This window comes from Kitasatospora sp. NPDC001132 (assembly GCF_053598415.1).
Genome location: NZ_JBSFKF010000023.1, coordinates 20,136 through 41,516 on the forward strand (window position 1 = coordinate 20,136; position 21,381 = coordinate 41,516).

Here is a 21,381-nt window from a genome sequence, read left to right on the forward strand (position 1 = left end):
GCAGGCGTTACTGACGATCCGTCGGATCAATGTGAGATCGACCATAGCGCAGTCGGGCTCAATTTTGAGCCGATGATGGGGAGGTTCCCCCGAACGTGGCACCTCCACCGCCTCGACCTGCGGCAGACTGGTCATCATGGCGCTACGACCGAACCCAACCCTTCGCCAGCGGCGGATCGGGACCGAACTGCGGAGGATGCGGGAGCAGGCCGGCCTCGGCGGCAGTCAGCTGGCACGCGAACTCGGCATCCAACCCGCACAGATCACACAAATGGAGAGCGGGAAGGGCGGGATCAGCGCGGAGCGGCTGCGGACCATCGCGTCCGTCTGCATGTGTGACAACCAACCCTTGGTCGACGCGTTGGCTGCCATGACCTCGGAGCGGGTGAAAGGCTGGTGGGAGGAGTATCGAGGGATCCTGTCCACTGACTTTCTTGAGATTGCCGAGCTTGAGGCGAACGCGCAGAGCATCTCGACCTGGGCCACGACATACCTCCCCGGACTACAACAGACCGAGGCCTATGCGGCAGCGGTGTTCTCCCGCTTCGCTCCCTTCATTCCCAGCCACGACCTCGACGCCAGGACCGCCTTCCGCATGCAGCGAAAGGACACTGTCCGCCAGAACGGGGTTCCCTACTTCTCATTCATCCATGAAGCGGCGCTGCGAATGCAGTTCGGCGGCCCTCGGGTCCTCGCCGATCAGCTCGACCACCTCATCGATGACTCGCTGACCAGGCGAGTCTCAGTACGCGTAGTACCGTTTGACCTCGACACGTTCCCGGGCTGCGGCGAGAACATCATGTTCATCGAAGGACCGGTACCCGAGCTCGCCACACTCCAGATGGATACTGTGGCCGGATGCATGTTCTTCGACGCCCAGGCAGGCCTGGGTCGCCACCGGAGCGTCTTCGAGCATCTGAACTCCGTTGCCCTCTCCGAGGCCGAATCGCGCGAGTTCATTCGATCCATCGGGGATGAAATGCGAGGCAAGTATGCGTGACTCCAAGTGGCAGAAGTCCAGTTACAGCGGGGCTTCGAGCGAGTGCGTGGAGGTCCGCACGGTCAGCGGCGTGGTCGAACTCCGCGAGTCCGACGAAGGCCACACCATCCTCCGCACCACCCCCACCACCCTCGCCGCCCTCCTCCACGGCATCAAGGCCGGCGAGTTCGACCACCACGCCTGAACCCTTGCAGCCCCCTTGCGCAGGAAGTCGGCCTGCCCGACTTCCTGCGCAACCGCCTCGTCTCCACCGCCCCTCGCGCATGCTTGCGTGAGGGGCCGACAGCTCCCCCAAGGCGCTCGACCGGCGTCCGGCAGCTCAGCTCGGCTGCTCGCCGAGGGCAGTGCGGAGCCAGTCAAGCGAGTCGGTCGCCAGAATGGTGTCCGCGAGCGCGTTGGCGGTCTTCGTGGTCAGCCGCCCACGGCTGTTGTCGATCCACCGCTGGGCGTTCGCGTAGCCCTGAGCCCGGTACTCGAGGCCCTGGATCAGGCACTCCAGCTTGTCGGCGTCCCGCGCGCAGATCGCTTCCGGCGACTCCTTCGCCTCGTACTCGGCGATGAGCTCCTGTACGGCCGACGCCAGAACCTCGGGCATGCCGGCGACCTGGTCGGCCGTCACCGCCTCTGGGTCGGCGCTGCTCGCGTACTTCTTTCCCAGGTAGTTGACGTCTCCCGTACGCGTCTCCGCGATGTCGTGCCAGGTGGCGAGGAACGCCGCCTGCGCGGGGTCGGCGCCTTCGAGCTTGGCGATGAGCGAGGCGAGGAGCGAGGTCCGCCAGGAGTGTTCGGCCACCGACTCGGGGTCGCGGACGCCGGCCATCCACCAGCCCGTGCGCTTGGTCTGCTTGAGCGTCCCGGCTTCGAACAGGAAGCGCGCCACCGAGGACAGGTCGTCGGGCACCGTCGGACTCCCCTCACGCCTCAGCGAGGCGGATTGCGTAACGGATGTTCTCAAGTTCGCGCCGCCCGCGCGACGAGAGCTCAGCGCTATCCAACATCATGGGAAGCCGTTCTCGTAGAGCGCTTGCCGCCGTTCCGGAGCGCAGCAGGTTCGGCCGGATCTGGAGCAGCGACCACACGCTGTGGATGTTCAGGTCGAGGTAGCCATGACGGGGGTCGATGCCATCGGCGAGGTGAGCGAACAGCTTGTGTCCGGGCCAGGAGCCCGATGCCCGGGATGCGATGAAGTCGTCGGAGAGTTCGAGTGGGATCTCGCCGATCCAGTACGCCCAGTAGTTGAGGTTCGCGGCTGCGCCGACGTCGTCGGCAAGGGCGGTTTCGATGAAGTGGGACATGCGGTCCGGGTCGCCGTGCCGAGCCGAGACCATCGCGACGGAGCGGAGGTTGAGCCAATCGCTCAGCCAGTCGCTCGGCCGCGCGGTTCGCTGTTGGTGGGCGAGCCACGCCCGCGTGTCGTCCTGGTCGTCAAGTCCGGCGAGGTAGAGCGCCTGGCGCCGGAGGAGGAACTGGTCGCTCCCCCGGGCCTCCTCCGCTGTGCGCCGCATGTTGGCGAAGAACCGGTCGCGGTCGCCCGTGGTGAGCTCCGGGCCGGTCGGTACAGGCCCCCGCCGGGAGCGGGCTGGTGTCGGCAGCTCACGGAAACGCCGGGGCGTCCCGCCGCCGAGCGGCCATGCCAGGATCTCGATGAGGTCGCGCTGTATCACCATCGACCCGAGAGGGCCGACGCCGGACAGTGCGCTCTCTCCGAGGACGCCGGCGAGGAGCACATCGGCCTCAAGGGCATGCTCAAGGGCTTGGAGGAGGGTGGGCGGGGAACCCATCCGCATCAGCCGGTGTCGGTACGCGAGTACCTGTCCGACGGGCACCGCGGTGAGTGAGCGTCGGCCGCTCTCCCACCCCGCGATCGTGTCCGCCGAGACCGCGAGACGTTCGGCGAACTCCTCCTGGGTGTGGTCCTGTTGCTCTCGGATCACCCGCAGGACGTACCCGGAGATGATGCCCGAGCGAGGGCGAGCGGCCCGGCCCTGACTGGCGGTCGGGGTTTGGCGTGAGCTTGATCGCAATGAAGTCCCCGTTTTCGGGAGTCCGCTCCGATTTACCCGTACTGGTGGTCACTGCATGGTCCGATCGGAGACTCCTACTGTGGTTGCCGTCCCCGGTCGAGGCTAACCGGAAGCCCTCCTGGCAAGCCTCCCCCTCCCCCGAACCGGTGACAGGAACCATCGAAACCATGGAGGTTACCGATGTTCGCTTACACGGATCGGATCCCGACCGGGAGCCCGCTTCCGCAGGGGCACGTGACCCCGACCCCGTTCGTCGTCGGGAAGATCGCCCCGTACCCGCCGTTCGATGCCGGCACCACCGCTCGCCGGATCGAGCTGGACCCGGCGAGCCAGACCGCGAAGTACTTCGACCCGGACGGATTCCCGATGATGATGCCTGGCCACGGCACGTCGTCCGGTACGAACCCGCCGACCGGCACCACCGGGCAGGGCGACACTCAGGGCGGGGACGCCGCGGACAGCGACACAGGGAACGACACCGACCAGTGACGTCGACTGACACGGGACCGGTCGCGGTCGTCACCAACCTGCAAGACCCGACCGCTGACCTGGTGATCGCCGAGCTGCACGACCGGGGTGTCCCGGTCGTGCGGTTCGACGCCGGTGACTTCCCCGCCACCCTGTCGTGCTCCGCTCGGATCGGCGGCAGCGCGCAGAAGTGGGAGGGGAGCGTGCGCACTCCCACGCGGCTCGCCGGTCTGGGCTCGGTCCGGTCCTTGTACTACCGGCGGCCGTCCGCGTTCGCGTTCCCCCACCTCAACCCGCAGGACGCCCGGGTCGCCGCCGCGCAGGCCCGCTACGGCCTCGGCGGCGTCCTCGTCTCCCTCCCCGGGTGCCTGTACGTCAACCACCCGAACCGGATCGGCGACGCCGAGTACAAACCCGCCGGCCTGGCCGCCGCTGCGGCCTGCGGCTTCCAGGTCCCACCAACCCTGCTCACCAACGAGCCTGACGCGGCACGCCAGTTCATCAGGACCCACGGGCAGGTGATCCACAAGCCGATCAGCATGCCGACGTACCTGATCGACGGCGTGGCCCAGACCGTCCCCGTCACCGAGGTCACCACCGTGGAGATCGGCGACTCGGTGGCCGGAACGATGCACCTCTTCCAACAGCGCGTCAACAAGGTCGCCGACGTGCGGGTCACGGTCATCGGTGAGCGGGTGTTCGCCGTCCGGATCGACTGTGACCTCCTGGACTGGCGCGTCGACTACTCCGCTCACACCTACACGGCGATCCCGGTCCCGGAGCGGGTCGAGCGCGCCGTGTTCGCCTACCTCGCGCACTTCGGGCTGGTCTTCGGCGCATTCGACTTCGCCCTCACCGGGCCGGAGCACGCCGATGACAGCTGGATGTGGATCGAGTGCAACCCCTCCGGGCAGTGGGCTTGGATGGAGCCTCCGACCGGGCTGCCGATGACCGCCGCTCTGGCAGATCTTCTCCAACGAGGAGCAGCATGACCGACACCGCACGGCTTCGGCGACAGCTTGCCGACAGCATCACCGGGCGCGATCTCACCGAACCGGCCTGGCGCAAGGCGATCGAGGAGGTCCCGCGCGAGGTGTTCCTCTCCGACGCCGTCTTCCGCCAGGGTCAGGACGCGCGGGGCGTGACGGTCTATCGGCCGTTGAGCCGCCACGAGGTCCCCGAGGCCGAATGGCTGGCTATGGCATACAGCAACGAGACCTGGGTGACCCAGGTCGATGGCATCGACGCCGGCGACGCGACCGGCCCGGTGCACGGACTACCGACCTCGTCGTCGACGCTGCCCTCGCTCGTCGTCCGGATGCTGGAGGCTGCCGGTATCGGGGCCGGCGACCGGGTGCGGGAGATCGGCACCGGAACCGGGTACTCCACCGCGGTCCTGTGTCACCGGCTCGGCGACGACCTGATCACCTCGGTCGAGGTCGACCCGGCGGCCGGTGCCCGCGCACGCGAGGCGCTGCATCGCCTCGGCTACGCCCCGACCCTGGTCGTCGGCGACGGCCTGGACGAACGGCAGGCCGGTGTCGAGTTCGACAGGATCGTGGCGACCTGCTCGGTGCGCAGCATCCCGTACCCGTGGCTCTGGCAGCTGAGGCCCGGCGGCACGATCACGACGTGCCTCGGCGGGTGGATGCAGGCCTCCGGGCTGGTGCACATCACCGTGCAGGAGGACGGCAGCGCAACGGGCCGGTTCACCGGCGAGGAGACAGCGTTCATGCTCGCCCGGCCGCACCAGCCGCCGCCTCGTCCCACGTTCACCATGCACTCGGGTGTCGCCCGCTCGACCGGCCTCGACCCGTCCCGCCTGTGGTCGTGGACCGGCAGATTCCTCGCCCAGCTCGCCGCGCCCTCGGCCGAACTGCTGGGCGCCGGTGCCCAGGTGATTCTGCTGGACACCGCGACCGGCTCCCAGGCATGGACGGAGGTGGACGGGGCCGGCTGGACGGTTCATCAGCGCGGGCCGCTGCTGCTGTGGGATGCGGTGGAACGCACCTTCGAACGGTGGGAGGAGGCCGGTGCCCCGGAGCAGGAGCAGTTCGGTCTGACGGTAGCCGGCGAGGACCAGCGGGTGTGGATCGGCGGTCCGAGCGGCCCGAGTTGGCTCCTGCCCTCCTGAGCGCCGATAGGCTGGGTGCCCCGTCTCGAAGGAGGACCAGGTGGACGAGGACGAGCCGCTGGAGCGGTGGGCGGCCCGCCGGGACGCACAGCGCCGTTCGGTCGGCACGCTCAAGGCCGTTATCCTCGGCTTCGAGGACGCTCCGTCCCACCTGCACCAGGGCGAACCGCGACTGATCTCCCGCTGGGACGGCTACCAATGGGTGCCCGAGACCATCGCGCCGGACTACGCCGCCGCACAACGACTCGTCCACGGCATCGAGGGCGACGGCGTGATCCCGATGGTGTCGGCCCGCCCGGCGAAGAAGCCGGCGGGCAAGCACCGTAAGCCCTGACCGTTGACCCAGCGCCTGGCCCTGGCAGGGGCCAGGCGCCTTCGCGTCATGCGGGGCCTGACCACTCCGCCCCGCCGAGTTGTTGCTCGGCGGGGCGGAGTCGTGTGCGGTGGATCGTGCCCGGCTTCGACCGGTTCGGGCTCACCGTCACGCCCGACGGGCAGACCGTGTGGCTGGACAGCCCGGACGACCCCGTACCGGCGCCGCACTGATCGGAGTGGGAAGTCGGCCGGGCCGACTTCCCACTCCGCACCAAGCGCCTTACTGCTTTGGCTGGCTCGCCCGCTGCTCCCCTGTTACAGGAGCCGCAGGTGATCGAGGGCGAGGTAGGCCGCGGCGGTGTCGGTCATCTCCCCCGCGCGGAGCACCCGGGTGCGGAACTCCGCCAGGTCGAGGGTGACCACGTCGATGAACTCGGTGCGCTCCGGCCGCGGTTCGCAGATCTTGACGCAGTCGGTGGCGACGAAGGCGTGGCGGCGGGTGTCAGCGTACGCGTCGAGCCAGTACGACCCGACCTCGCGCACGTCGCCCTGGTAGCCGGTCTCCTCCAGCAGCTCGCGGACGATGGCGCCCGCCGCGGACTCCCCGGGTTCGACGTAGCCGCCCGGGAGTTCGTGCAGCACGCGGCCGGGGCCCGGACGGTACTGGCGGACGAGAATGACCTGCCGGCCGGAGGTGAGGGCGAGCACGGCGCCGGCCGGGCGCTCGCGCTTGAGGTAGAACTCCTCCTTCCTGCCGTCGGGCATCTCGTAGTCGACGCGGTCCACGGCCCGGCCGAACTTGCTGAACACGGTGGTGCGTTCGAGCTCGCGCCACGACGCGGCGGTGGTGTCGGTCATGGCCAGGACTGTGCGACTCGCCTCGTCGAGGAGGGAGCCGCTTCCACTGGGATGGCGGGCGCGGCACGTCCGGGAGACCACCGGATCGGGTGATGTGGCAGGGCACATCGGTGGGCAGTCCACGGCCACCCCGGTACGCTGATCCGCCCGCCTGGAGGGGAAGTTGGAAGGCCCTCAACGCGCCTGGTCCACCATCCTGACCGGCTCCCGGCTGACCATCCGACGTCCCGGCGACCTGACCTGGTTCGACAGCGAGATCGCCGCCACCCGCGAGTGGCGCCATCGCGTCCACGACCACGGCACCCTGCTACTGATCACCGGCCCGTTCACCAACGCCTTCGACTTCCGACCCGCCGCCCCAACAGGCCGGCTCTTCCTCCTCAACACACCGGTCCGACCCGCAAACGACACCTGACCGGGGCCATCCTCGAAGCCGTCGGACAGCAAGCCGCGGGGGCAGGACGCAGCAGGGCGGCCGGGGACGCGGCGCGGCGGGCCGCGCAGGCGCTGACCGAGGTCTGCGGGCAGGTGGGCTGGGTTGTACCGGCGGCTCGGGCCGCCGGATCCGGTGCTGGCGGCCAACGTGCGGTGGCTGGCGGGATACTGGCACCCGCGAAACCTGGGCCGGGCCGGGCCGTGCTCAGGCACAGCGTCGAGTCCATCCTGCGCGCCACGTCGGCCGTCCGGACGGCGGGGCCCCCGTCCGACCGGGCCGGCGTGTAGCTCCCGGGCGGCGTCATGGACGCCGGACCGGCGGCGCGGGTGTGGCCGCGCCACCGGTCCGACGCCGGGTGAGGGCGGTCGGTCAGCAGGGGACCTTGCTGCCGTTGTCGGTGAGGAGGTCGTCGCGGATCCAGCCCTTGACCCCGGTGGCGTCGTTGCGGGCGTAGGTCCACGTCCCGTCACTGGCCGAGACGTAGCAGTGGTAGTCGATCAGCTGGGTCGAGTAGGACATCCCCAGCACCGCACAGCCGGTGCTCGGGCCGCTGCGCATGTTGACGCCGTTCCCGGAGCTCTTGTGCCAGGTGCTGCTGTCCTTGTCGCTGTAGGACACGCCGCAGGCGGCAAGTGCGGGTGTGTCCGTGGGCGCGGCACCGGCGGGGACGGCGGCAGCCAGCGGCACGATCAGGGTGCCGGCGGCCAGCAGGAAAGCCGTGGCGGTGCGCTTGGCGGAACGGTGCATCCAGATCCTCCGTGAGTGTGGCGGGACCGCTTCAGTCCCGCGACCGGGAGGCGCACTCCGGATCGACGGCCGACGTGCGCTCCGATACGACCGTTCCACCACCGTCGGTGCGGTTCGATGGCGAGGCGTGTCAGCCGGTTGGCAATGCGTGCCGTTCCAGGTTCCCCTCGCGCTCGCGCCACTCGCTGGGTGTCAGACCGTAGGCGGTGCGGAAGGCGCGGGTGAACTCGGCGGGCCGCAGAAAGCCCCAGCGCGCGGCGACAGCGTGGATGGTGAGCTGCCACAGGCGCGGGTCGGCCAGGTCGAGGCGACAGCGTTCGAGCCGGCGGTGGCGGATATGCGCGGCTGGCGTCGTGTCCTGCTTCTGGAAGATCCGGTAAAGGGTGCGCAGCGAGATCCGGTGGGCGTCGGCGACGGCCTGGGGGTCGAGCCACTCGGCGGGGAGGTGGTCGTCGATGAAGGAGAGGATCTGCAGGTAGAGGACGCGTTCCCGGGAGTCGCCGGGCACGGCGGCGAGCCGGTCGAGGTGGTGGGCCAGGAAGGTCTCGGTCAGGTCGGTGAGCACCCTGCCCAGCCGGGCCGCCTGGCCGGCGTTCTCCGGGCAGTCGCCGGTCAGCGCGGTCATGAAGCCGGACAGCAGCAGGCCTGTGCCCCGGGTACCGTCTAGCGGCGTTGCGAGCAGGGAGGTGATCTCCCGGTGCGGCAGGTGCAGGAGGCGTTTGGGGATCTGGATCATCAGGCACTGGGCGCGGCTCTGCCCGGGTCCGACGAAGGACTCGAACGGGCACGCGCTGTCGTGGACGACGAGGTCGCCTGGGCCGAGGAGAGCGCTCCGGTCGGCCAGTTCGATGCCTGGATGGCCGCGGCGGATGAACAGAACCTGGTAGTGCTCGGGGTCGAACTGCCGGACCAGCCGCGGTGTGCGCCGCAACGCCAGGGGCGAGTAGTTCATGGCGGCCAGCCGGCAGTCCCCCAGTTGCACGGCGCTCAGTTTGGCCGCGAAGCGGTCCGGGTCGAGCGATCTCATCTGCACGGTGACCGTCCCCCGGACGGCAACCTCCCGCCACGCTCCGATCCAGTCGGTCTCCGGCACCCGGTCACTGTCGTAGAGCGTTTCCACCCAACCCCCAACCTGACATGGCCGCGCCACGTATGCCCACTATACGTCCGTGGGCGAAGGGGCGCGAGACGAGGAGCCGTCAGGGCACGGACGTGGGGCGCGCTCGGCGGCGGCATCGAGGGCGCCGTCACCAAGCCCGTCGACCACAAGGCGGCCGTCAGCAACGAGCCTGGCGATGGCCTTCTTCACACTGGCCGGACCGCGGTGTACCGAGTAAGGACCGCCCCCGGCTACAGGAGCCGGAGCTGATCGAGGGCGAGGTAGGCCGCGGCGGTGTCGGTCATCTCCCCCGCGCGGAGCACGCGGGTGCGGAACTCCGCCAGGTCGAGGGTGACCACGTCGATGAACTCGGTGCGCTCCGGCCGCGGTTCGCGGATCTTGACGCAGTCGGTGGCGACGAAGGCGTGGCGGCGGGTGTCGGCGTACGCGTCGAGCCAGTACGACCCGACCTCGCGCACGTCGCCCTGGTAGCCGGTCTCCTCCAGCAGCTCGCGCGCGATGGCATCCGCCGCGCACTCCCCCGGTTCGACGTAGCCGCCGGGGAGTTCGTGCAGCACGCGGCCGGGGCCCGGGCGGTACTGGCGGGCGAGGATGACGCGCTGGTCGGAGGTGAGGGCGAGCACGGCGCCGGCCGGGCGCTCGCGCTTGAGGTAGAACTCCTCCTTCCTGCCGTCGGGCATCTCGTAGTCGACGCGGTCCACGGCCCGGCCGAACTTGCTGAACACGGTGGTGCGTTCGAGCTCGCGCCACGACGCGGCGGTGGTGTCGGTCATGGCCAGGACTGTACGACTCGCCCCGTCGCGAGCGAGCCACGTCCGCGCGGATGACGGGTGCGGCAACCCCGGAAGACCACCGGATCGGGTGACGTGGCAGGGCACAGCCATGGCCGGCACCCGCCTCGCCACCGTGCTCCACCGGCGGGGGGACCGCTCCGGAGCCGATCACCACGCTGCTCAGGCCTCGGCACTCGCCGCCTCCATCGGCTCCGCGCGCCCGACCTCGGCCCTCGCTGACAGACGGGCCACTGACGGCCGGTGAGCTCGACCACCACGCCTGAAACCTCCCGGCCCCCTTTGCGCAGGAAGTCGGCCTGCCCGACTTCCTGCGCAACCACCTCACCGCACCGCACCGACACCGTTGCCCCTCGCGCCGGCCCCGGCGCGAGGCTCCACTCTTCGTCGCCCGGCGGGCCCTTGCGCTCCGCAAGGGCCTGCCGGGCGAGGGACCCACGCCGACGCCCCCGTATGGCTGCCCAGCTCCGCCGAGGGCGGCCGTGGCATGCATCTGGTCAGCGAACACGCCCCCCATCGGGGCACTCGCCCCACCCGCGTGCACGACTTTCGCCGCCCGGCGGCGCCCGGCCCCACCGCGTGATATCCGCTGGCCTGCAGTCGGCGACGCGCGGCAGTATGCCGCCATGACGACGAACGGAGCCCCCCGAACGGCGGGCGAGGCGGTGCAGGAGTTGCGGGGGCTCGCCCACTGGTGGGTCGACGGCCGGTACGCCGACCCGGATCGTCTGGTCCAGGCCGCTCTCCGCGCCCTGGTCGTCGGCGTCGACACACCGTCACTGCCGATCCTCGCCGGGCTCCTGCGCAGCGAGAAGGACCAAGCCCCGGAACTTTTCGGCCAGGTGATGGACGAGCTCGGTTGTGGCTTCCACCCGCCCGAGGACTACTGGGAAGGCCGACTGGCGCTCGCCCGCTGGTACGCCGCCGAGATCGTCGGCGGATGGCTCGACCCCGTCGAGGGCGCCGAACTCATCATCGAGAACGTTGCCGAGGCCTACGGCGAGTCCGCGGAGTTGGCACCCATGGTCGACGCGGTGAAGGCGCTCCAGAACTACGGCGAGCCGACATACCCGGACGACATCCCCGCACACCTGACCCGGGCCGCCCACGAACTCCTGGCCCGTATCCCCTCCTGACAGCACGACCGCGCCGACACCGGCCGCGACGCGTCTGCGGCAAGGCCGGGCGCAGTCGCGTGCGGTGGATCGTACGGTCGGGAGGCTCAGCCCGGGGCGGGGGCGGCCGCGGGGCCGGGGTCGACGCCGCCGCCCGTGCCTTCGAGCTGCTGGATCAGGGCCTTGAGCGCCGCGATCTCCTCGCTGAGGGCCTTCTTGCCCGCCTTGGTGAGCTGGATCCAGGTGCGGGCCCGCTTGCCTTCGTAGCCCTTGTCGATCGTGACCAGGCCCGCCTTCTCCAGGACTCCGAGGTGCTGGGAGAGGTTCCCGGCGGTGAGCCCGAGCGTCCCGCGGAGGAACGTGAACTCCACCTGCCGGGCCTCTTTGGTCACCGCGAGGATGCCCAGGCGGACGCGCTGGTGCACGACGTCGTCGAGGCCGTTGGTGGGGTGTTCGTTCATGCGGCCGACCGCCCCCTGCCCGCCTGCAGCAGGGCGAGGCCGACGCCGCCGAGCAGCAGCACTCCCCCCTCCAGCAGGATGTGCGGGAGGCCGCCCCACGGCGAGGGGTCGGGAAGGTCGCCGGTGCTGATCATGGAGCCAAGGTACCCGCAGGCGATGGCGAGGAGCAGCCAGCTGCGCTCGATCCGGGCGAGCAGCAGCAGCGCCAGGCCGATCGTGCCGGCCGGGCTCACCACCGAGTTGTCGAGGATCGGGGCGAAGGGCGACGGCCCGCGGAGGTCGGCGAGGAACCCCGGGTCCAGTGCCGTCCACGCCACGTAGCCGGTGATGAGCACGACCAGGGTGATGCCCAGCGCCAGGTACGGTCCGACCCGGGTGCCCAGGCCGAGCCTGGCCGAGCGCCGCACGTAGAACCAGCTGATCGCGGCGTAGGCGAGCAGTAACGCCACCGGCCAGTACCACATGGCCGGCGGCAGGCCGCCGTTGTGCTCGCCTTGGCCGTAGCGGACCACCGGGGCGGCGCCGAGGCGCACCGCGGCGAAGACGAGGAGGGCGAACCAGGCGCCGCGCTGCTCACGGTGGATGTGCCGGGTCAGGGCCTGCTTCATCGTCAGGAGGTCGCGGGGGTTGTTCGAGGAGGGGGCGGAGTGAGTCGTCACGCCCACAAGGTTTGCATGACAAACCGATTGCGTCCAGAGACCTGTTGTCGATCCGGCGAAAGTGGGCGCGCCGAAGAAGCCCTCCACATCGGTGTCATGACGCTTCGTCAAGGAGATCGGCCGTGGCCGTCCAGGATGGGACGTCTGCTACGTCGCTCCGCCGAGCCGCTGGTAGAGCACGTGCCGGGAGCGTCGGGTGCGGGTGACGAGGCCGGCGCGGTGGAGGATCTGCAGGTGGTACGAGGCGGTGGCCGGGCTCAGGTAGAGCCGTTGGGCGAGTTCCGTCGTGGAGCGCGGTTGGCTCAGCTCGGCCAGGAGTTTGCGCCGCATCGCGCCGATCAGCGGGTGGTCCTGCGCGGGCGGCAGGCAGTCCGCCTGCGCGGCGGGGTAGACGATCAGCGGGGTGCGCGGGGCCGGCGCGCCGGGTGGCTCCCCGGCGCAGAACAGGGCCCAGTCGACGAAGACGCTCGGCGTCAGGATCACCGCGTCCGCGTCCAGCGCCAGCTGGTGGATGCTGTCCGTACGCATGTGCACGAGCAGTTCGCCGTCGCGCCACTCCAGGTTCGGGGCCAGCCGGTTGAGGGCCTCGGCGAGCCCGGACCGGGCGATCTCGGAGGCCCGGGCGGTGACGTCGGCCTCCAGGCGGGCCCGGATCGCCGGCCACGAGAGCGCCAGCGCCGCGTGCCAGAACCGCGCCATCTCGTCGGCGAGGCGGTGCGCGAAGTGGTCCTCCCCGCGGTCGAGGGCCCGCAGGAGCTGCCGGGGCGGCGGGTGGCCGGAACCGGGATCCCAGGCGTGGCCGTTGACGGCCCCGGCCAGCTCGTAGCGGATCCGTTCCTGCGGGGTCGTCGCGATCTGGTGCAGCGCCGTGTCGATGTCGGTCAGGAAGGCCGGGGGCTCCGGCCGGATGAAGTCCGGGGCGTACCCGAGGGGGCCGCCTGCGCCGACGACGGCGAGCAGCCCGAGCCGGTGGCGGGACAGCGCGTCCGTGGCCCTGGTCCGCCACTGCGGGGTCAGGGTGGCGGGGCTGAAGCCGACGAGGCGGAGCAGGTCCTTGGCCGCGCCCACCGGTGAGACCGCGAACCTGACGCCTCCCAGCCCCCGGGCCCCCAGGCGGATCCGGATCACAGACGCTCCCCCTTCGCCAGCCTCTTCGAAAACCATCGAATCATTCGACCGGCCGATCGGCGTGGCGTTTGCTGGATTCACCGAACCGCCCAGCCCTGAGAGGAATTTGGGACCCGTGATCGCTCACAAGAAGCCGGCCGCCGTCGTGGCCGCCGCGGCAGCCCTCGTCGTCGGCGCCACCGGCGCGGCGTCCGCCCAGGCCGCGCAGTCCGCCCGGACCGCCGAGGCCGCCGGCCAGGCCGGTCACGTGGCCTGGAGCCAGGGACAGGCGCCCGGCACCCGGGCGGGCGCCCTCACCGCGGGCCTCTACGTCCGGATCTACAGCCTGTACCAGGGGACCCCGGGCCAGTGCCTGGACGCCGACGCCACCGCCGGCGGCAACGGCACCCGGGTCCAGGTGTGGGGGTGCAACGGCACCACCCAGCAGGAGTGGTTCCTGTCCACCGACGGCAGCCTGCAGAACGTGCGGTTCCCGGGCATGTGCCTGGACGCCGACACCAACGGCGGCGGCGCCAACGGCACCCGGGTGCAGCTGTGGCAGTGCAACGGCACCACCCAGCAGAAGTGGTACCACCCCTCCGGGGACCTGGCCATCTACAACTACCGCTACAACAACGGCAACAACACCGTGCTGGACCGCGACATCAACGTGGCCGGCGACGGCGCCCGCACCCAGCTGTGGGGCAAGAACTTCCAGTCCCAGCAGTGGTGGGACATCCGCACCGCGTGACGCCTCCGGCGCGGACGGCCGGTGACCACGCCGTCCGCGCCGGCACCCGGTGGCCATGACGTCTCGACACGGAGGGAATACCCCATGGGAATCGCCCACCACGGAACGGCGGCACGCACCCGGACGGGGCTCGGCACGGCGGCCGTCGGGCTCGCCGCCGCGCTCGCGTTCGCCGCAGGAATGACGCCGGCCTCGGCGTCGAGCACGGCGCAGCAGGGCAGCGGAACCTCCTCCCCCTCGGTCAGGGACGGGGAGATCGTGGAGCTCTGGAACCTCAACAGCCAGCACTGCCTGTCGGTCGGGGCCGGGAGCACGGCGGGCGGGGCGGGGATCATCCAGTGGTCCTGCTACGGCGGCGCCGAGCAGTACTGGGGCCTCTACCCGATGCCGAACTCCGGCGGCGGCTACGAGATCGTGAACAAGAACAGCGGCAAGTGCCTGGCCGATCCGGCGAGTTCGCCGAACGCGGGCGTCCAGCTGATCCAGTACGGCTGCGACAAGGGGCCGGAGCAGACCTGGTACTTCGGCTCGAACCCGGACACGGGCTTCGCGCAGATCAGGAACCGGGCGAGCAACCTGTGCGCCGCGGTCGGCGGTTCGAACACGACGCCGGGCGCCCCGGTCATCCAGTGGCCCTGCACGGGCGGTTCCGAGCAGCGGTGGACGGCCTCCGGGTGACCGCCGGACGCGTCACCGCCGGCCGGCCGGCGGCGCGTCGAGGAGGCCGGCGCGGACCTGGGCCAGGCGGGCGAAACCCGTCCGGGCCGCGGGGACGGGGGCACCGGAGGAGGCACCGGCCGGCGCGGGGGTACCGGCCGGTGCCGGCCCGGCGGTCTGGGGCAGGGCGGCCAGGGACAGCGCGGTGGTGCCCGCGCCGAGTCCGACGGCCCTGGCGAAGGTGCGCCTGTCGATCACGCCGTTTCCTCCGTCGTGCGAATGTGCCGTTCGGACCGGTGGGTTGACACCACGTCAACGTCCCGCGCCGCCGACACGTGCCGCAGTGGGCGCCCGGGGCGCCCGGGAACACCGGGGCGCCCGGGGCCGGTGGGGCGCGCCGCAGCCTGCCCGGCGCTCGCACGATTGGGTGGCGACCGCCATTGATTCCGCACCGTTCACCGAGGCCTGCTGGAGTGGACGGGCTCCCCCAGGCCCGTCGCACTCCTCACCGAACAGGTCAGGTGAACGACATGCTCGACCACTCCGTCCGCCCGTCCCGTCCCGCGCTGTACCTGCGCTGCTACCCCGCCGACGCGGCGGGTCTGGAGTACCAGCGCGCCGCGTTGGAGCGCCTGGCCCGCCAGCGCGGCCTGCCGGTGCCCGCCGCGTTCCTGGACGACGGGGTGCGCTCCGGCGACCGGTGCCCCGCCCTGGAGCGGCTGCTGGAGCGGGCCGGGCAGGGCTGGGTGAACGTGGTGCTGGTGCCCGGCCCGTTCGTCTTCTCCCTGGACGACCGCAGTGCCCGGGCGACCGTGCGCCGGCTGGAGGCGCTGGGCTGCACGGTGCTCGAACTGCCCGACCGCGCCGCCCGGCCGCACCGGCGGCCGGCCCCCGCCTGCACCGCCCGAACGAGAGCACCCGCATGAAACCGCCCGAACAAGATCACCCGAACGAAACCGCCTGAACACGCCACCCGCGCACACCGTCCGGACACACCATCCGCACACCCCCGCACCGCCCGTACCGCGACGGCGCCCCGGCGGCCACGACCGGGAGCCGTCACGGCATGATGGGCCCCATGGCCTTCGCAACCCTCCTCGGCGAGCGCCGCGCACCCGGACCGACCGGACGGCCGTGAGCCGGCCCGTCGAGCCGGGATCGCCCGGTGCCGGATTCGCGTTCGTCGGGCGCCGCCCCGAACTGGAGCGCCTCACCCGGGCGATGCTCCACCCGCCCGCCGTCGTCCTGGTCGAGGGCGAGGCCGGTCTCGGCAAGTCCCGGCTGGTGGCCGAGGCCGCCGCCGACGCCGCCGCGGCGGGCCGCCGGGTGCTGACCGGCTTCTGCCACCCGCTGCGCGAGCCGCTGGCCTTCGGCCCGGTGGTGGACGCGCTGCGCGGCGTCGGCCCGTTCCTGCCGCCCGCCGACCGCATCCCGGCCAGTGCCGGGGCGCTGCGTCCGCTGCTGCCCGACCTCGCCGACCGGCTGCCGCCGCTGCCCGCAGCCGCCGGTGACGGGACGCCGGGGCTGCGGCTGCTCGTGCAGGCCGTACGGGCGCTGCTGGGCGCGCTCGGCGAGACGGTGCTGGTCGTCGAGGACCTGCACTGGGTGGACGACGCCACCCGGGAGCTGCTCCTGCTGCTGGCGCGGGACGTGCCGGCGGGGCTGGCCCTGGTGCTCACCTACCGGGCCGAGGACCTGCCGCCGGACACCCCGGTGCTCGGCGCCGCCTACCGGCGTCCGGCCGGGGTGGGCGGCGCGCTGGTGCGCCTGGCCCCGCTCGCCGAGGCCGAGGTCGACGAGCTGGCGCGGGCGGCGCTCGGCCCGCGCGCGACGCCGGCGCTCGCCCGGGTGCTGTTCGACCGCAGCGAGGGCCTGCCGCTGGTCGCCGAGGAGGACCTGATCACGCTGTGCGAGCGGCGCGGCGCCGGGGCGCTGACCAACGCCGCGGACCTGGCCGCCGATCTGGAGCAGTCCGAGGTGCCGCGCGGCCTGCACGACGCCGTCACCGAGCGGCTGGCGGCGCTGTCCCCGGACGCCGCCGCGATCGCCTCCGCGGCCGCGGTGCTCGGCGTGCCGGCCGGGGAGGACCTGCTGGCCGCGGTGGCCGGCCTGGAGGCGCAGGCCGCGGCGGACGGCCTGACCGAGGCACTGCGGGCGGCGGTGCTCCACGAGCGGCCGCTGGCCCACTACGGCTTCCGGCACGTGCTGGCGCAGCAGGTGGCGTACCGTCGGCTGCCCGGGCCGCGGCGCACCGCGCTGCACCGGCGGGCGGTGGCGGCGCTGGGCGCGCGCGAGCCGAGGCCGCTGGTGCAGATCGCCCACCACACCCTGGCGCTGGGCGACCGGGCGGCGTGGCAGGAGGTGGCCGAGGCGGCCGCGGACCAGGCGGTCGCGCTCGGGGACAGCGGCAGCGCGGGGGCGCTGCTGCGGCGGCTGTTGGACGAGCCCGACCTCGATCCGCACCGGCGGGGGCGGGCGGCGCTGGCGCTGGCGCGGATCGCCGCGGACGGCGTGGACTCGGTGGCCAGTGCGGCGGTGCTGACGGCGATCATCGCCGACCCGCGGCTGCCGGTGCCGGACCGCGGCGAGATCCGGCTCTCGCTGGGCTTCCTGATGGCCGTGCACGGCGGGGACCGGGCCGGTTTCGACCGGATGGAGGAGTCCCTGGAGGAGTTGGAGGAGCGTCCGGGCCGGGCGGCCAGGGCGATGGTGGCGCTGGCCATGAACGAGCGCGACGGCGCCGGGGAGCGCGCCTGGCAGTGGCTGGAGCGGGCCGAGCGGACGCTGGCCGCGCACCCGGACGAGGAGGTCGCGGCGGCCGTGCGGGCGACCCGGCTGACGTTCCTGGCGCGCGAGGGCGACCCGTCGGTGTGGGAGCTGCTGGAGGAGCTGCCGCGCAGTTCGCGGCGGCCGGAGATCGTCCGGCAGACCACCCGCGCGCTGTACAACGCGGGTGAGATCGCCGTCGAGCTGGGCCACGACCGGCGGGCGGCGCGGCTGTTGGAGGAGAGCCGGCGGCTGGCCCGGCAGGCGGCGATCCCGTATCTGGAGTGCTACAGCCGGATCGCGCTGGTGCGGTTGGACGGCCTGGCCGGGCAGTGGGAGGGGCTGGAGGAGCGGCTGGCCGCGCTGGGCGCGGAGTTCCCCGACCTCGCGATGGCCGGGGTCGAGCAGGCGCTGCTGCTGGGCCGGCTGGCGGCGGCGCGCGGCCGGCTCGCGGTGGCGCACGCCCACTTCGCGGAGGCGGGCCCGTACGGAGAGCGGGAGTCCCAGGTGACCGGGGCGCTGCGGGCGGCGGCGGGGCTGGCGGCGCTGCAGTTGGCGGAGGGTGACGTGGCGCGGGCGGCGGCCACGCTGGAGCCGGCGCTGGCGGCGCTGCGGCTGGCCGGGGCGTGGCCGCGGGCGGCGGAGTTGCTGCCGGTGGCGGTGGAGGTGCTGCTGGCGGACGGCGACCGGGCGGGGGCCGGGGAGTTGGCCGGGCAGGCGGGGGCGCACCTGGAGGGGCGGGACGCGCCGGCCGCGCTGGCGGCGCTGGCCTTCGCCCGTGGTCTGCTGCTGGCGGACGGGGATCCGGCGGGCGCGGGCGCGCAGTTCGTCCGCTCGGGCGGGCTCTGGCAGGAGATCGGGCGCCCGTACGAGGCGGCGCGGGCCGGGGAGCGGGCGGCGACCGTGGTGGCGGGGGTGGACCGGGCGGCGGCCGGGGAGCGGATCGCCGCCGCGGAGCGGGCGTACCTGGCGCTGGGGGCGGCCTCGGACGCGGCCCGCTGCCAGCGGCTGCGGCGGGAGTTGGGCCTGGGCCGGGCGGCCTCGCCGGGGCGGCGCGGCTACGGCGAGCGGCTGTCGCCGCGTGAGCGGCAGGTGGCGGCGCTGGCCGCGCAGGGGGCGGCGAACCAGGACATCGCGCGGGCGCTGTTCCTGTCGACCCGTACGGTCGAGCACCATGTGGCCGGTGCGCTGCGCAAGCTCGGGGTGGGGCGGGCGGGGCTGGGTGAGGCGCTGGCGGCCGAGGACGACGCCACCTGACGCCATCCGACACCACCTGACGCCACCTGGGAAAATGGGTCCCGCCCCGCTCCCTCAAGGGGGCGGGACCCGGTCCGGGTCAGCCGTGCTGGTGGTGCCCGGAGCGTTCGACCAGCCGGGAGAGCCGGGCCAGTCGGGCCAGGCCCGGGCGGCGCAGGCCGCTGCTGCGGCGGGCAGGCAGGACCAGCCCGGGGTCGGGGGCGGTGAAGTGCTCGTCGGCGTAGAGGCGAAGGCGCTCGCGGCGGGTCATGGGCGACCTCCTGGGGGGTGAGGGTCGTCGGCTGGGGCGGGTTCCAGGAAACCGGCCGGGCCGGGGTGGGATCAATGCGTACCGCTACCCAATCCCGTACCGAACGCTGGGTACCCGCCGTCCTGGGTACCCGCCGTTTCCGCTCCCCCGCGGCGCGCCGCGGCCCCGTACCGCCCGGGGACGGTACGGGGCCGCGGGGTGTCCGCCGGGGGTGGGTCAGGCGTCCGGGGCGCGGGCCTCGGTGGCGATCAGGGCGGCCCGGTCGGCGGGGACGGTGCGGCCGCCCACCGGGGAGGGGGCGGCGCGGGCGGGTTGAGGGCTGGTCAGCGGGGTCAGTAGCGCAGGACGGCGGCGATCCGGCCGGAGTCGGCGAGGGTGCCGTCGGGGACGAAGCCGATCTCGCCGCCGGTGTCCAGGGTGCGCTCGACCACCTCGTCGACGATGTCCTCGCGGGCGCCTTCCTGGTCGGCCTCGGCGGGCACCAGGTGCTCGCCGTCGTCGCGCACGGTGGCGCGGTAGTTCTCCTCGACCACCAGGCGGGCGATCCGGCCCTCGCCGACGGTCTGCCAGACCTCGTCCAGGCCGGCCGCGAACTGCTGGGCGCCGCGGGCCTTGTCGAGCTGGGCGAGGTGTTCGGCGACCTCGCGCTCGGCCTGGGCGCGCACGGCGGGCTCGACGACCTTGCGGACGGTCTCGGCGTCGGCCTGGGCCAGGCCGCCGTGCGGGAGCTGCGCGGTGGACTCCTTGGCGATCGGGCCGACGGCGTCCAGCAGGGCGAGCGCGGCGGCCTCGCCGACCACGTACAGCGGGCGGGGGGCGGCGGCCAGCAGCTTGCCGACCTCGGTGTCGGCCTGGCGCAGGAAGGTCTTGGTCGCCTCGTCGCGGAAGGTGCTGGGGGTGTCGCCGATCTGCTCCTGCCGTTCGGGGTCGGGGTTGTCGAAGACGCGCACCAGGGGGAAGCCGTTGCCCTTGTGCTCGGCGACCCGCTCCTCGGTGCCGCCCCACAGCACCACCTTGTCGGCGGCGACCGCGAGCACCCAGAACGGGCGCTCGGCGGCGTGCGCGGCGACCAGGTTGCGGGTGAGGTAGGTGTCGGACAGGACCACCCGGGCGGGGGCGGTGCGACCGAGTGACCAGACCTGGTGCTCGCCGGGCGCGGCGAAGATGGCCAGGCCGTCCTCGGCGTGCACCAGGTCGACCTCCGCGAGAGCCCGGTCGAGCTGCTCCAGCACGTCGATCCGCTCGGCGCGGGAGACCTTCGGGTCGGCCTGGACGCGCTCCTTCGCCTCGGCCAGCAGGTTGCGCAGCCGGACCGGGTCCTGGGCGTTGTCCGGCTCCCGGCGGTGGGTGGGCATCAGGATCGACACCGCCGGATAGGGCCGCGGCCGGCGCAGCTCGGCGAGGACGGCGGGGCTGAGGTCGGGGCGCATGGAGACCCTTTCCGAAGGCGGTCGGCCTTCTTTCGTGGACGCGCGAAGCCTGGGCACTGGGCGCTGGGCACTGCTGCCAAATGTCGTCAATGTACCCATTCACGGCTTCTGCGGCGCGCACGACCTGGGCCGGGCACCCCGGGACCTGCGGCTGCGGGCGGCGGCCCGCCGGCGCCGTCCGGGGTCGGGCGGCGGCGTCGGCGGGACGCGACGGTCGGGACGGTCGGGACCGTCAGAACTGGACGTCGGTGCAGGAGTAGAAGGCGTTGGCGGTGTCGGCGATCTCCCAGACGGCGACGATCACCTGGTGGCCGGTGCGGCCGGTGGGCAGGGTCGCGGTGTGGGTGGTGGTGGCGGCGGGCTGGCGGCCGTTGTAGGGGACGGTCAGGAACGGGGTCAGGTCCAGGGCGGAGCGGGTGATCGGCTGGCTCGCGTCATAGCCCGGCTTGGTCAGGTAGTACTTGAAGTTCGTGGTGGAGTGCCGGGCCTCGATCTCCCAGGTGAAGGTGAGCTGCTGGCCCGCCGTCACCCTGGTGGTCGGCCAGGCGCCGCCCCGGGGGTTGTCCAGCGGGGCCCAGCGGGCGTCGCCGCCGGCGCAGATGGTGCCGTCCGCCGGGCCGCGGCTCGGGAAGCCCTTGGGGCCCTCGACGCTCTGCGGCTCCCACTGGATGTCGCCGCAGTCCCACGGGACGGCGTTGGCGCCGCAGAGCGCGGAACGGCTCGGCGGCAGGTTGATGAAGCCGTGCGACTGGGCCGGCAGGGCCGCCGCGATCGGCAGGGTGATCGCGGCGGCGGCGGCGATCAGGTGGCGCTTGCGCATGGTGCTCCTCCGTGGGGGTGGATGGAGTGTGCGCCCGGCGCGGGGCGTGCGCGTGCGCGTGGGGGTGCGCACGGCGGCCTGCCGAGATATGGCATGCCCGCGCCAGACCGGTTGCCCGACACCGTAGGAGCTGCCTTCCCCGCGCGTCAATGGTCTGAACCATTTGCGCCAAAGCCCCGTGGATACCGGGCGCGGACCGGCATCCCGCACTCGGC

General features: G+C 72.7%; 25 protein-coding genes. 12 read left to right on the top strand and 13 right to left on the bottom strand.

Annotated features, from left to right (window positions below):
• Nucleotides 1-136: 136 nt before the first annotated feature.
• Nucleotides 137-1,000 (top strand): helix-turn-helix domain-containing protein, encoded by an 864-nt coding sequence (locus ACWDBE_RS26505; RefSeq protein WP_449790285.1) that lies wholly within the window; start codon nucleotides 137-139, stop codon nucleotides 998-1,000.
• Entirely contained in the window at nucleotides 993-1,184 is a 192-nt protein-coding gene (locus tag ACWDBE_RS26510) for a DUF397 domain-containing protein (protein ID WP_449790284.1), read from the top strand. The genes ACWDBE_RS26505 and ACWDBE_RS26510 overlap by 8 nt, the downstream gene beginning before the upstream one ends.
• 135 nt (nucleotides 1,185-1,319) lie before the next feature.
• Here the strand turns inward: ACWDBE_RS26510 and ACWDBE_RS26515 are convergent, their stop codons facing one another.
• Nucleotides 1,320-1,901 carry an HD domain-containing protein gene (locus tag ACWDBE_RS26515; protein WP_449790283.1) on the bottom strand — a complete coding sequence of 194 codons (582 nt, stop codon included), beginning with the start codon at nucleotides 1,899-1,901 and terminating at the stop codon, nucleotides 1,320-1,322.
• A 13-nt stretch (nucleotides 1,902-1,914) separates the two neighbouring features.
• On the bottom strand, nucleotides 1,915-3,024 hold the full coding sequence (locus ACWDBE_RS26520; RefSeq protein WP_449790282.1) for a helix-turn-helix domain-containing protein: 1,110 nt from the start codon (nucleotides 3,022-3,024) through the stop codon (nucleotides 1,915-1,917).
• 234 nt (nucleotides 3,025-3,258) lie between these two features.
• Between ACWDBE_RS26520 and tgmA the strand changes: the two genes are divergently transcribed.
• The 4 genes from tgmA to ACWDBE_RS26540 are packed head-to-tail and all read left to right on the top strand — an operon-like array spanning nucleotide 3,259 to nucleotide 5,960.
• The gene (gene tgmA / locus ACWDBE_RS26525) at nucleotides 3,259-3,513 is read left to right on the top strand and encodes a putative ATP-grasp-modified RiPP (protein WP_449790281.1); all 255 of its coding nucleotides are present in this window, start codon (nucleotides 3,259-3,261) and stop codon (nucleotides 3,511-3,513) included.
• Nucleotides 3,510-4,484, top strand: a complete 975-nt coding sequence (gene tgmB, locus ACWDBE_RS26530; protein WP_449790280.1) for an ATP-grasp ribosomal peptide maturase — start codon at nucleotides 3,510-3,512, stop codon at nucleotides 4,482-4,484. The genes tgmA and tgmB overlap by 4 nt, the downstream gene beginning before the upstream one ends.
• Nucleotides 4,481-5,626: an ATP-grasp peptide maturase system methyltransferase gene (gene tgmC, locus ACWDBE_RS26535; protein ID WP_449790279.1), complete on the top strand. Its 1,146-nt coding sequence runs from the start codon at nucleotides 4,481-4,483 to the stop codon at nucleotides 5,624-5,626. The genes tgmB and tgmC overlap by 4 nt, the downstream gene beginning before the upstream one ends.
• A 40-nt stretch (nucleotides 5,627-5,666) precedes the next feature.
• Complete coding sequence (locus ACWDBE_RS26540) at nucleotides 5,667-5,960, top strand: DUF6087 family protein (protein ID WP_449790278.1); 294 nt, start codon at nucleotides 5,667-5,669, stop codon at nucleotides 5,958-5,960.
• 296 nt (nucleotides 5,961-6,256) lie between these two features.
• Here the strand turns inward: ACWDBE_RS26540 and ACWDBE_RS26545 are convergent, their stop codons facing one another.
• Nucleotides 6,257-6,799 (bottom strand): NUDIX hydrolase, encoded by a 543-nt coding sequence (locus ACWDBE_RS26545; protein WP_449809302.1) that lies wholly within the window; start codon nucleotides 6,797-6,799, stop codon nucleotides 6,257-6,259.
• Between the two features lie 163 nt (nucleotides 6,800-6,962).
• On the opposite strand from ACWDBE_RS26545, the gene ACWDBE_RS26550 reads away from it, so the two are divergent.
• Nucleotides 6,963-7,214 (top strand): hypothetical protein, encoded by a 252-nt coding sequence (locus tag ACWDBE_RS26550; RefSeq protein WP_449790276.1) that lies wholly within the window; start codon nucleotides 6,963-6,965, stop codon nucleotides 7,212-7,214.
• Nucleotides 7,215-7,604: 390 nt separating this feature from the next.
• Here the strand turns inward: ACWDBE_RS26550 and ACWDBE_RS26555 are convergent, their stop codons facing one another.
• The 3 genes from ACWDBE_RS26555 to ACWDBE_RS26565 form a co-directional block, all read right to left on the bottom strand.
• On the bottom strand, nucleotides 7,605-7,982 hold the full coding sequence (locus ACWDBE_RS26555; RefSeq protein ID WP_402403992.1) for an SH3 domain-containing protein: 378 nt from the start codon (nucleotides 7,980-7,982) through the stop codon (nucleotides 7,605-7,607).
• 130 nt (nucleotides 7,983-8,112) lie between these two features.
• On the bottom strand, nucleotides 8,113-9,102 hold the full coding sequence (locus tag ACWDBE_RS26560; protein WP_449809303.1) for a helix-turn-helix domain-containing protein: 990 nt from the start codon (nucleotides 9,100-9,102) through the stop codon (nucleotides 8,113-8,115).
• Nucleotides 9,103-9,332: 230 nt separating this feature from the next.
• Nucleotides 9,333-9,875 (bottom strand): NUDIX hydrolase, encoded by a 543-nt coding sequence (locus ACWDBE_RS26565; RefSeq protein WP_449790273.1) that lies wholly within the window; start codon nucleotides 9,873-9,875, stop codon nucleotides 9,333-9,335.
• A gap of 644 nt (nucleotides 9,876-10,519) precedes the next feature.
• On the opposite strand from ACWDBE_RS26565, the gene ACWDBE_RS26570 reads away from it, so the two are divergent.
• Nucleotides 10,520-11,029: a hypothetical protein gene (locus ACWDBE_RS26570; RefSeq protein WP_449790272.1), complete on the top strand. Its 510-nt coding sequence runs from the start codon at nucleotides 10,520-10,522 to the stop codon at nucleotides 11,027-11,029.
• Nucleotides 11,030-11,115: 86 nt separating this feature from the next.
• Here the strand turns inward: ACWDBE_RS26570 and ACWDBE_RS26575 are convergent, their stop codons facing one another.
• From ACWDBE_RS26575 to ACWDBE_RS26585, 3 genes are all read right to left on the bottom strand, one after another.
• A complete protein-coding gene (locus ACWDBE_RS26575) occupies nucleotides 11,116-11,469 on the bottom strand; it encodes a winged helix-turn-helix domain-containing protein (RefSeq protein WP_449809304.1) in 354 nt (117 codons plus the stop codon).
• Entirely contained in the window at nucleotides 11,466-12,128 is a 663-nt protein-coding gene (locus ACWDBE_RS26580) for a hypothetical protein (protein ID WP_449809305.1), read from the bottom strand. The genes ACWDBE_RS26575 and ACWDBE_RS26580 overlap by 4 nt, the downstream gene beginning before the upstream one ends.
• Nucleotides 12,129-12,275: 147 nt before the next feature.
• Nucleotides 12,276-13,256, bottom strand: a complete 981-nt coding sequence (locus ACWDBE_RS26585) for an ArsR/SmtB family transcription factor (RefSeq protein WP_449790269.1) — start codon at nucleotides 13,254-13,256, stop codon at nucleotides 12,276-12,278.
• A 115-nt stretch (nucleotides 13,257-13,371) separates the two neighbouring features.
• Here ACWDBE_RS26585 and ACWDBE_RS26590 point away from each other — a divergent pair, with 115 nt between their 5' ends.
• Entirely contained in the window at nucleotides 13,372-13,986 is a 615-nt protein-coding gene (locus ACWDBE_RS26590; protein ID WP_449790268.1) for a ricin-type beta-trefoil lectin domain protein, read from the top strand.
• Between the two features lie 84 nt (nucleotides 13,987-14,070).
• Nucleotides 14,071-14,664, top strand: a complete 594-nt coding sequence (locus ACWDBE_RS26595) for an RICIN domain-containing protein (protein WP_449809306.1) — start codon at nucleotides 14,071-14,073, stop codon at nucleotides 14,662-14,664.
• A 12-nt stretch (nucleotides 14,665-14,676) separates the two neighbouring features.
• On the opposite strand, the gene ACWDBE_RS26600 is transcribed toward ACWDBE_RS26595, so the two are convergent.
• Entirely contained in the window at nucleotides 14,677-14,901 is a 225-nt protein-coding gene (locus tag ACWDBE_RS26600; RefSeq protein ID WP_449809307.1) for a hypothetical protein, read from the bottom strand.
• 272 nt (nucleotides 14,902-15,173) lie between these two features.
• Between ACWDBE_RS26600 and ACWDBE_RS26605 the strand changes: the two genes are divergently transcribed.
• Both ACWDBE_RS26605 and ACWDBE_RS26610 read left to right on the top strand, forming a co-directional pair.
• Entirely contained in the window at nucleotides 15,174-15,569 is a 396-nt protein-coding gene (locus ACWDBE_RS26605; protein ID WP_449790266.1) for a recombinase family protein, read from the top strand.
• 208 nt (nucleotides 15,570-15,777) lie between these two features.
• Nucleotides 15,778-18,666, top strand: a complete 2,889-nt coding sequence (locus tag ACWDBE_RS26610; RefSeq protein WP_449790265.1) for an ATP-binding protein — start codon at nucleotides 15,778-15,780, stop codon at nucleotides 18,664-18,666.
• 79 nt (nucleotides 18,667-18,745) lie between these two features.
• Here the strand turns inward: ACWDBE_RS26610 and ACWDBE_RS26615 are convergent, their stop codons facing one another.
• The 3 genes from ACWDBE_RS26615 to ACWDBE_RS26625 form a co-directional block, all read right to left on the bottom strand.
• Nucleotides 18,746-18,916 carry a hypothetical protein gene (locus ACWDBE_RS26615; RefSeq protein ID WP_392883381.1) on the bottom strand — a complete coding sequence of 57 codons (171 nt, stop codon included), beginning with the start codon at nucleotides 18,914-18,916 and terminating at the stop codon, nucleotides 18,746-18,748.
• 332 nt (nucleotides 18,917-19,248) lie between these two features.
• Nucleotides 19,249-20,346, bottom strand: a complete 1,098-nt coding sequence (locus ACWDBE_RS26620; protein ID WP_449790264.1) for a baeRF3 domain-containing protein — start codon at nucleotides 20,344-20,346, stop codon at nucleotides 19,249-19,251.
• 232 nt (nucleotides 20,347-20,578) lie between these two features.
• A complete protein-coding gene (locus tag ACWDBE_RS26625) occupies nucleotides 20,579-21,166 on the bottom strand; it encodes a lytic polysaccharide monooxygenase auxiliary activity family 9 protein (protein WP_449809308.1) in 588 nt (195 codons plus the stop codon).
• Between the last annotated feature and the right edge of the window lie 215 nt (nucleotides 21,167-21,381).

What these genes read in the sequence shown, in the direction of transcription:
- ACWDBE_RS26615 (WP_392883381.1), bottom strand. Translation starts at nt 18,916, where the DNA reads ATGACCCGCCGCGAGCGCCTTCGCCTCTACGCCGACGAGCACTTCACC.
- tgmC (WP_449790279.1), top strand. Translation starts at nt 4,481, where the DNA reads ATGACCGACACCGCACGGCTTCGGCGACAGCTTGCCGACAGCATCACC.
- ACWDBE_RS26575 (WP_449809304.1), bottom strand. Translation starts at nt 11,469, where the DNA reads ATGAACGAACACCCCACCAACGGCCTCGACGACGTCGTGCACCAGCGC.
- ACWDBE_RS26605 (WP_449790266.1), top strand. Translation starts at nt 15,174, where the DNA reads ATGCTCGACCACTCCGTCCGCCCGTCCCGTCCCGCGCTGTACCTGCGC.
- ACWDBE_RS26505 (WP_449790285.1), top strand. Translation starts at nt 137, where the DNA reads ATGGCGCTACGACCGAACCCAACCCTTCGCCAGCGGCGGATCGGGACC.
- ACWDBE_RS26545 (WP_449809302.1), bottom strand. Translation starts at nt 6,799, where the DNA reads ATGACCGACACCACCGCCGCGTCGTGGCGCGAGCTCGAACGCACCACC.
- ACWDBE_RS26625 (WP_449809308.1), bottom strand. Translation starts at nt 21,166, where the DNA reads ATGCGCAAGCGCCACCTGATCGCCGCCGCCGCCGCGATCACCCTGCCG.
- ACWDBE_RS26570 (WP_449790272.1), top strand. Translation starts at nt 10,520, where the DNA reads ATGACGACGAACGGAGCCCCCCGAACGGCGGGCGAGGCGGTGCAGGAG.
- ACWDBE_RS26555 (WP_402403992.1), bottom strand. Translation starts at nt 7,982, where the DNA reads ATGCACCGTTCCGCCAAGCGCACCGCCACGGCTTTCCTGCTGGCCGCC.
- ACWDBE_RS26510 (WP_449790284.1), top strand. Translation starts at nt 993, where the DNA reads ATGCGTGACTCCAAGTGGCAGAAGTCCAGTTACAGCGGGGCTTCGAGC.
- ACWDBE_RS26595 (WP_449809306.1), top strand. Translation starts at nt 14,071, where the DNA reads ATGGGAATCGCCCACCACGGAACGGCGGCACGCACCCGGACGGGGCTC.
- ACWDBE_RS26565 (WP_449790273.1), bottom strand. Translation starts at nt 9,875, where the DNA reads ATGACCGACACCACCGCCGCGTCGTGGCGCGAGCTCGAACGCACCACC.
- ACWDBE_RS26620 (WP_449790264.1), bottom strand. Translation starts at nt 20,346, where the DNA reads ATGCGCCCCGACCTCAGCCCCGCCGTCCTCGCCGAGCTGCGCCGGCCG.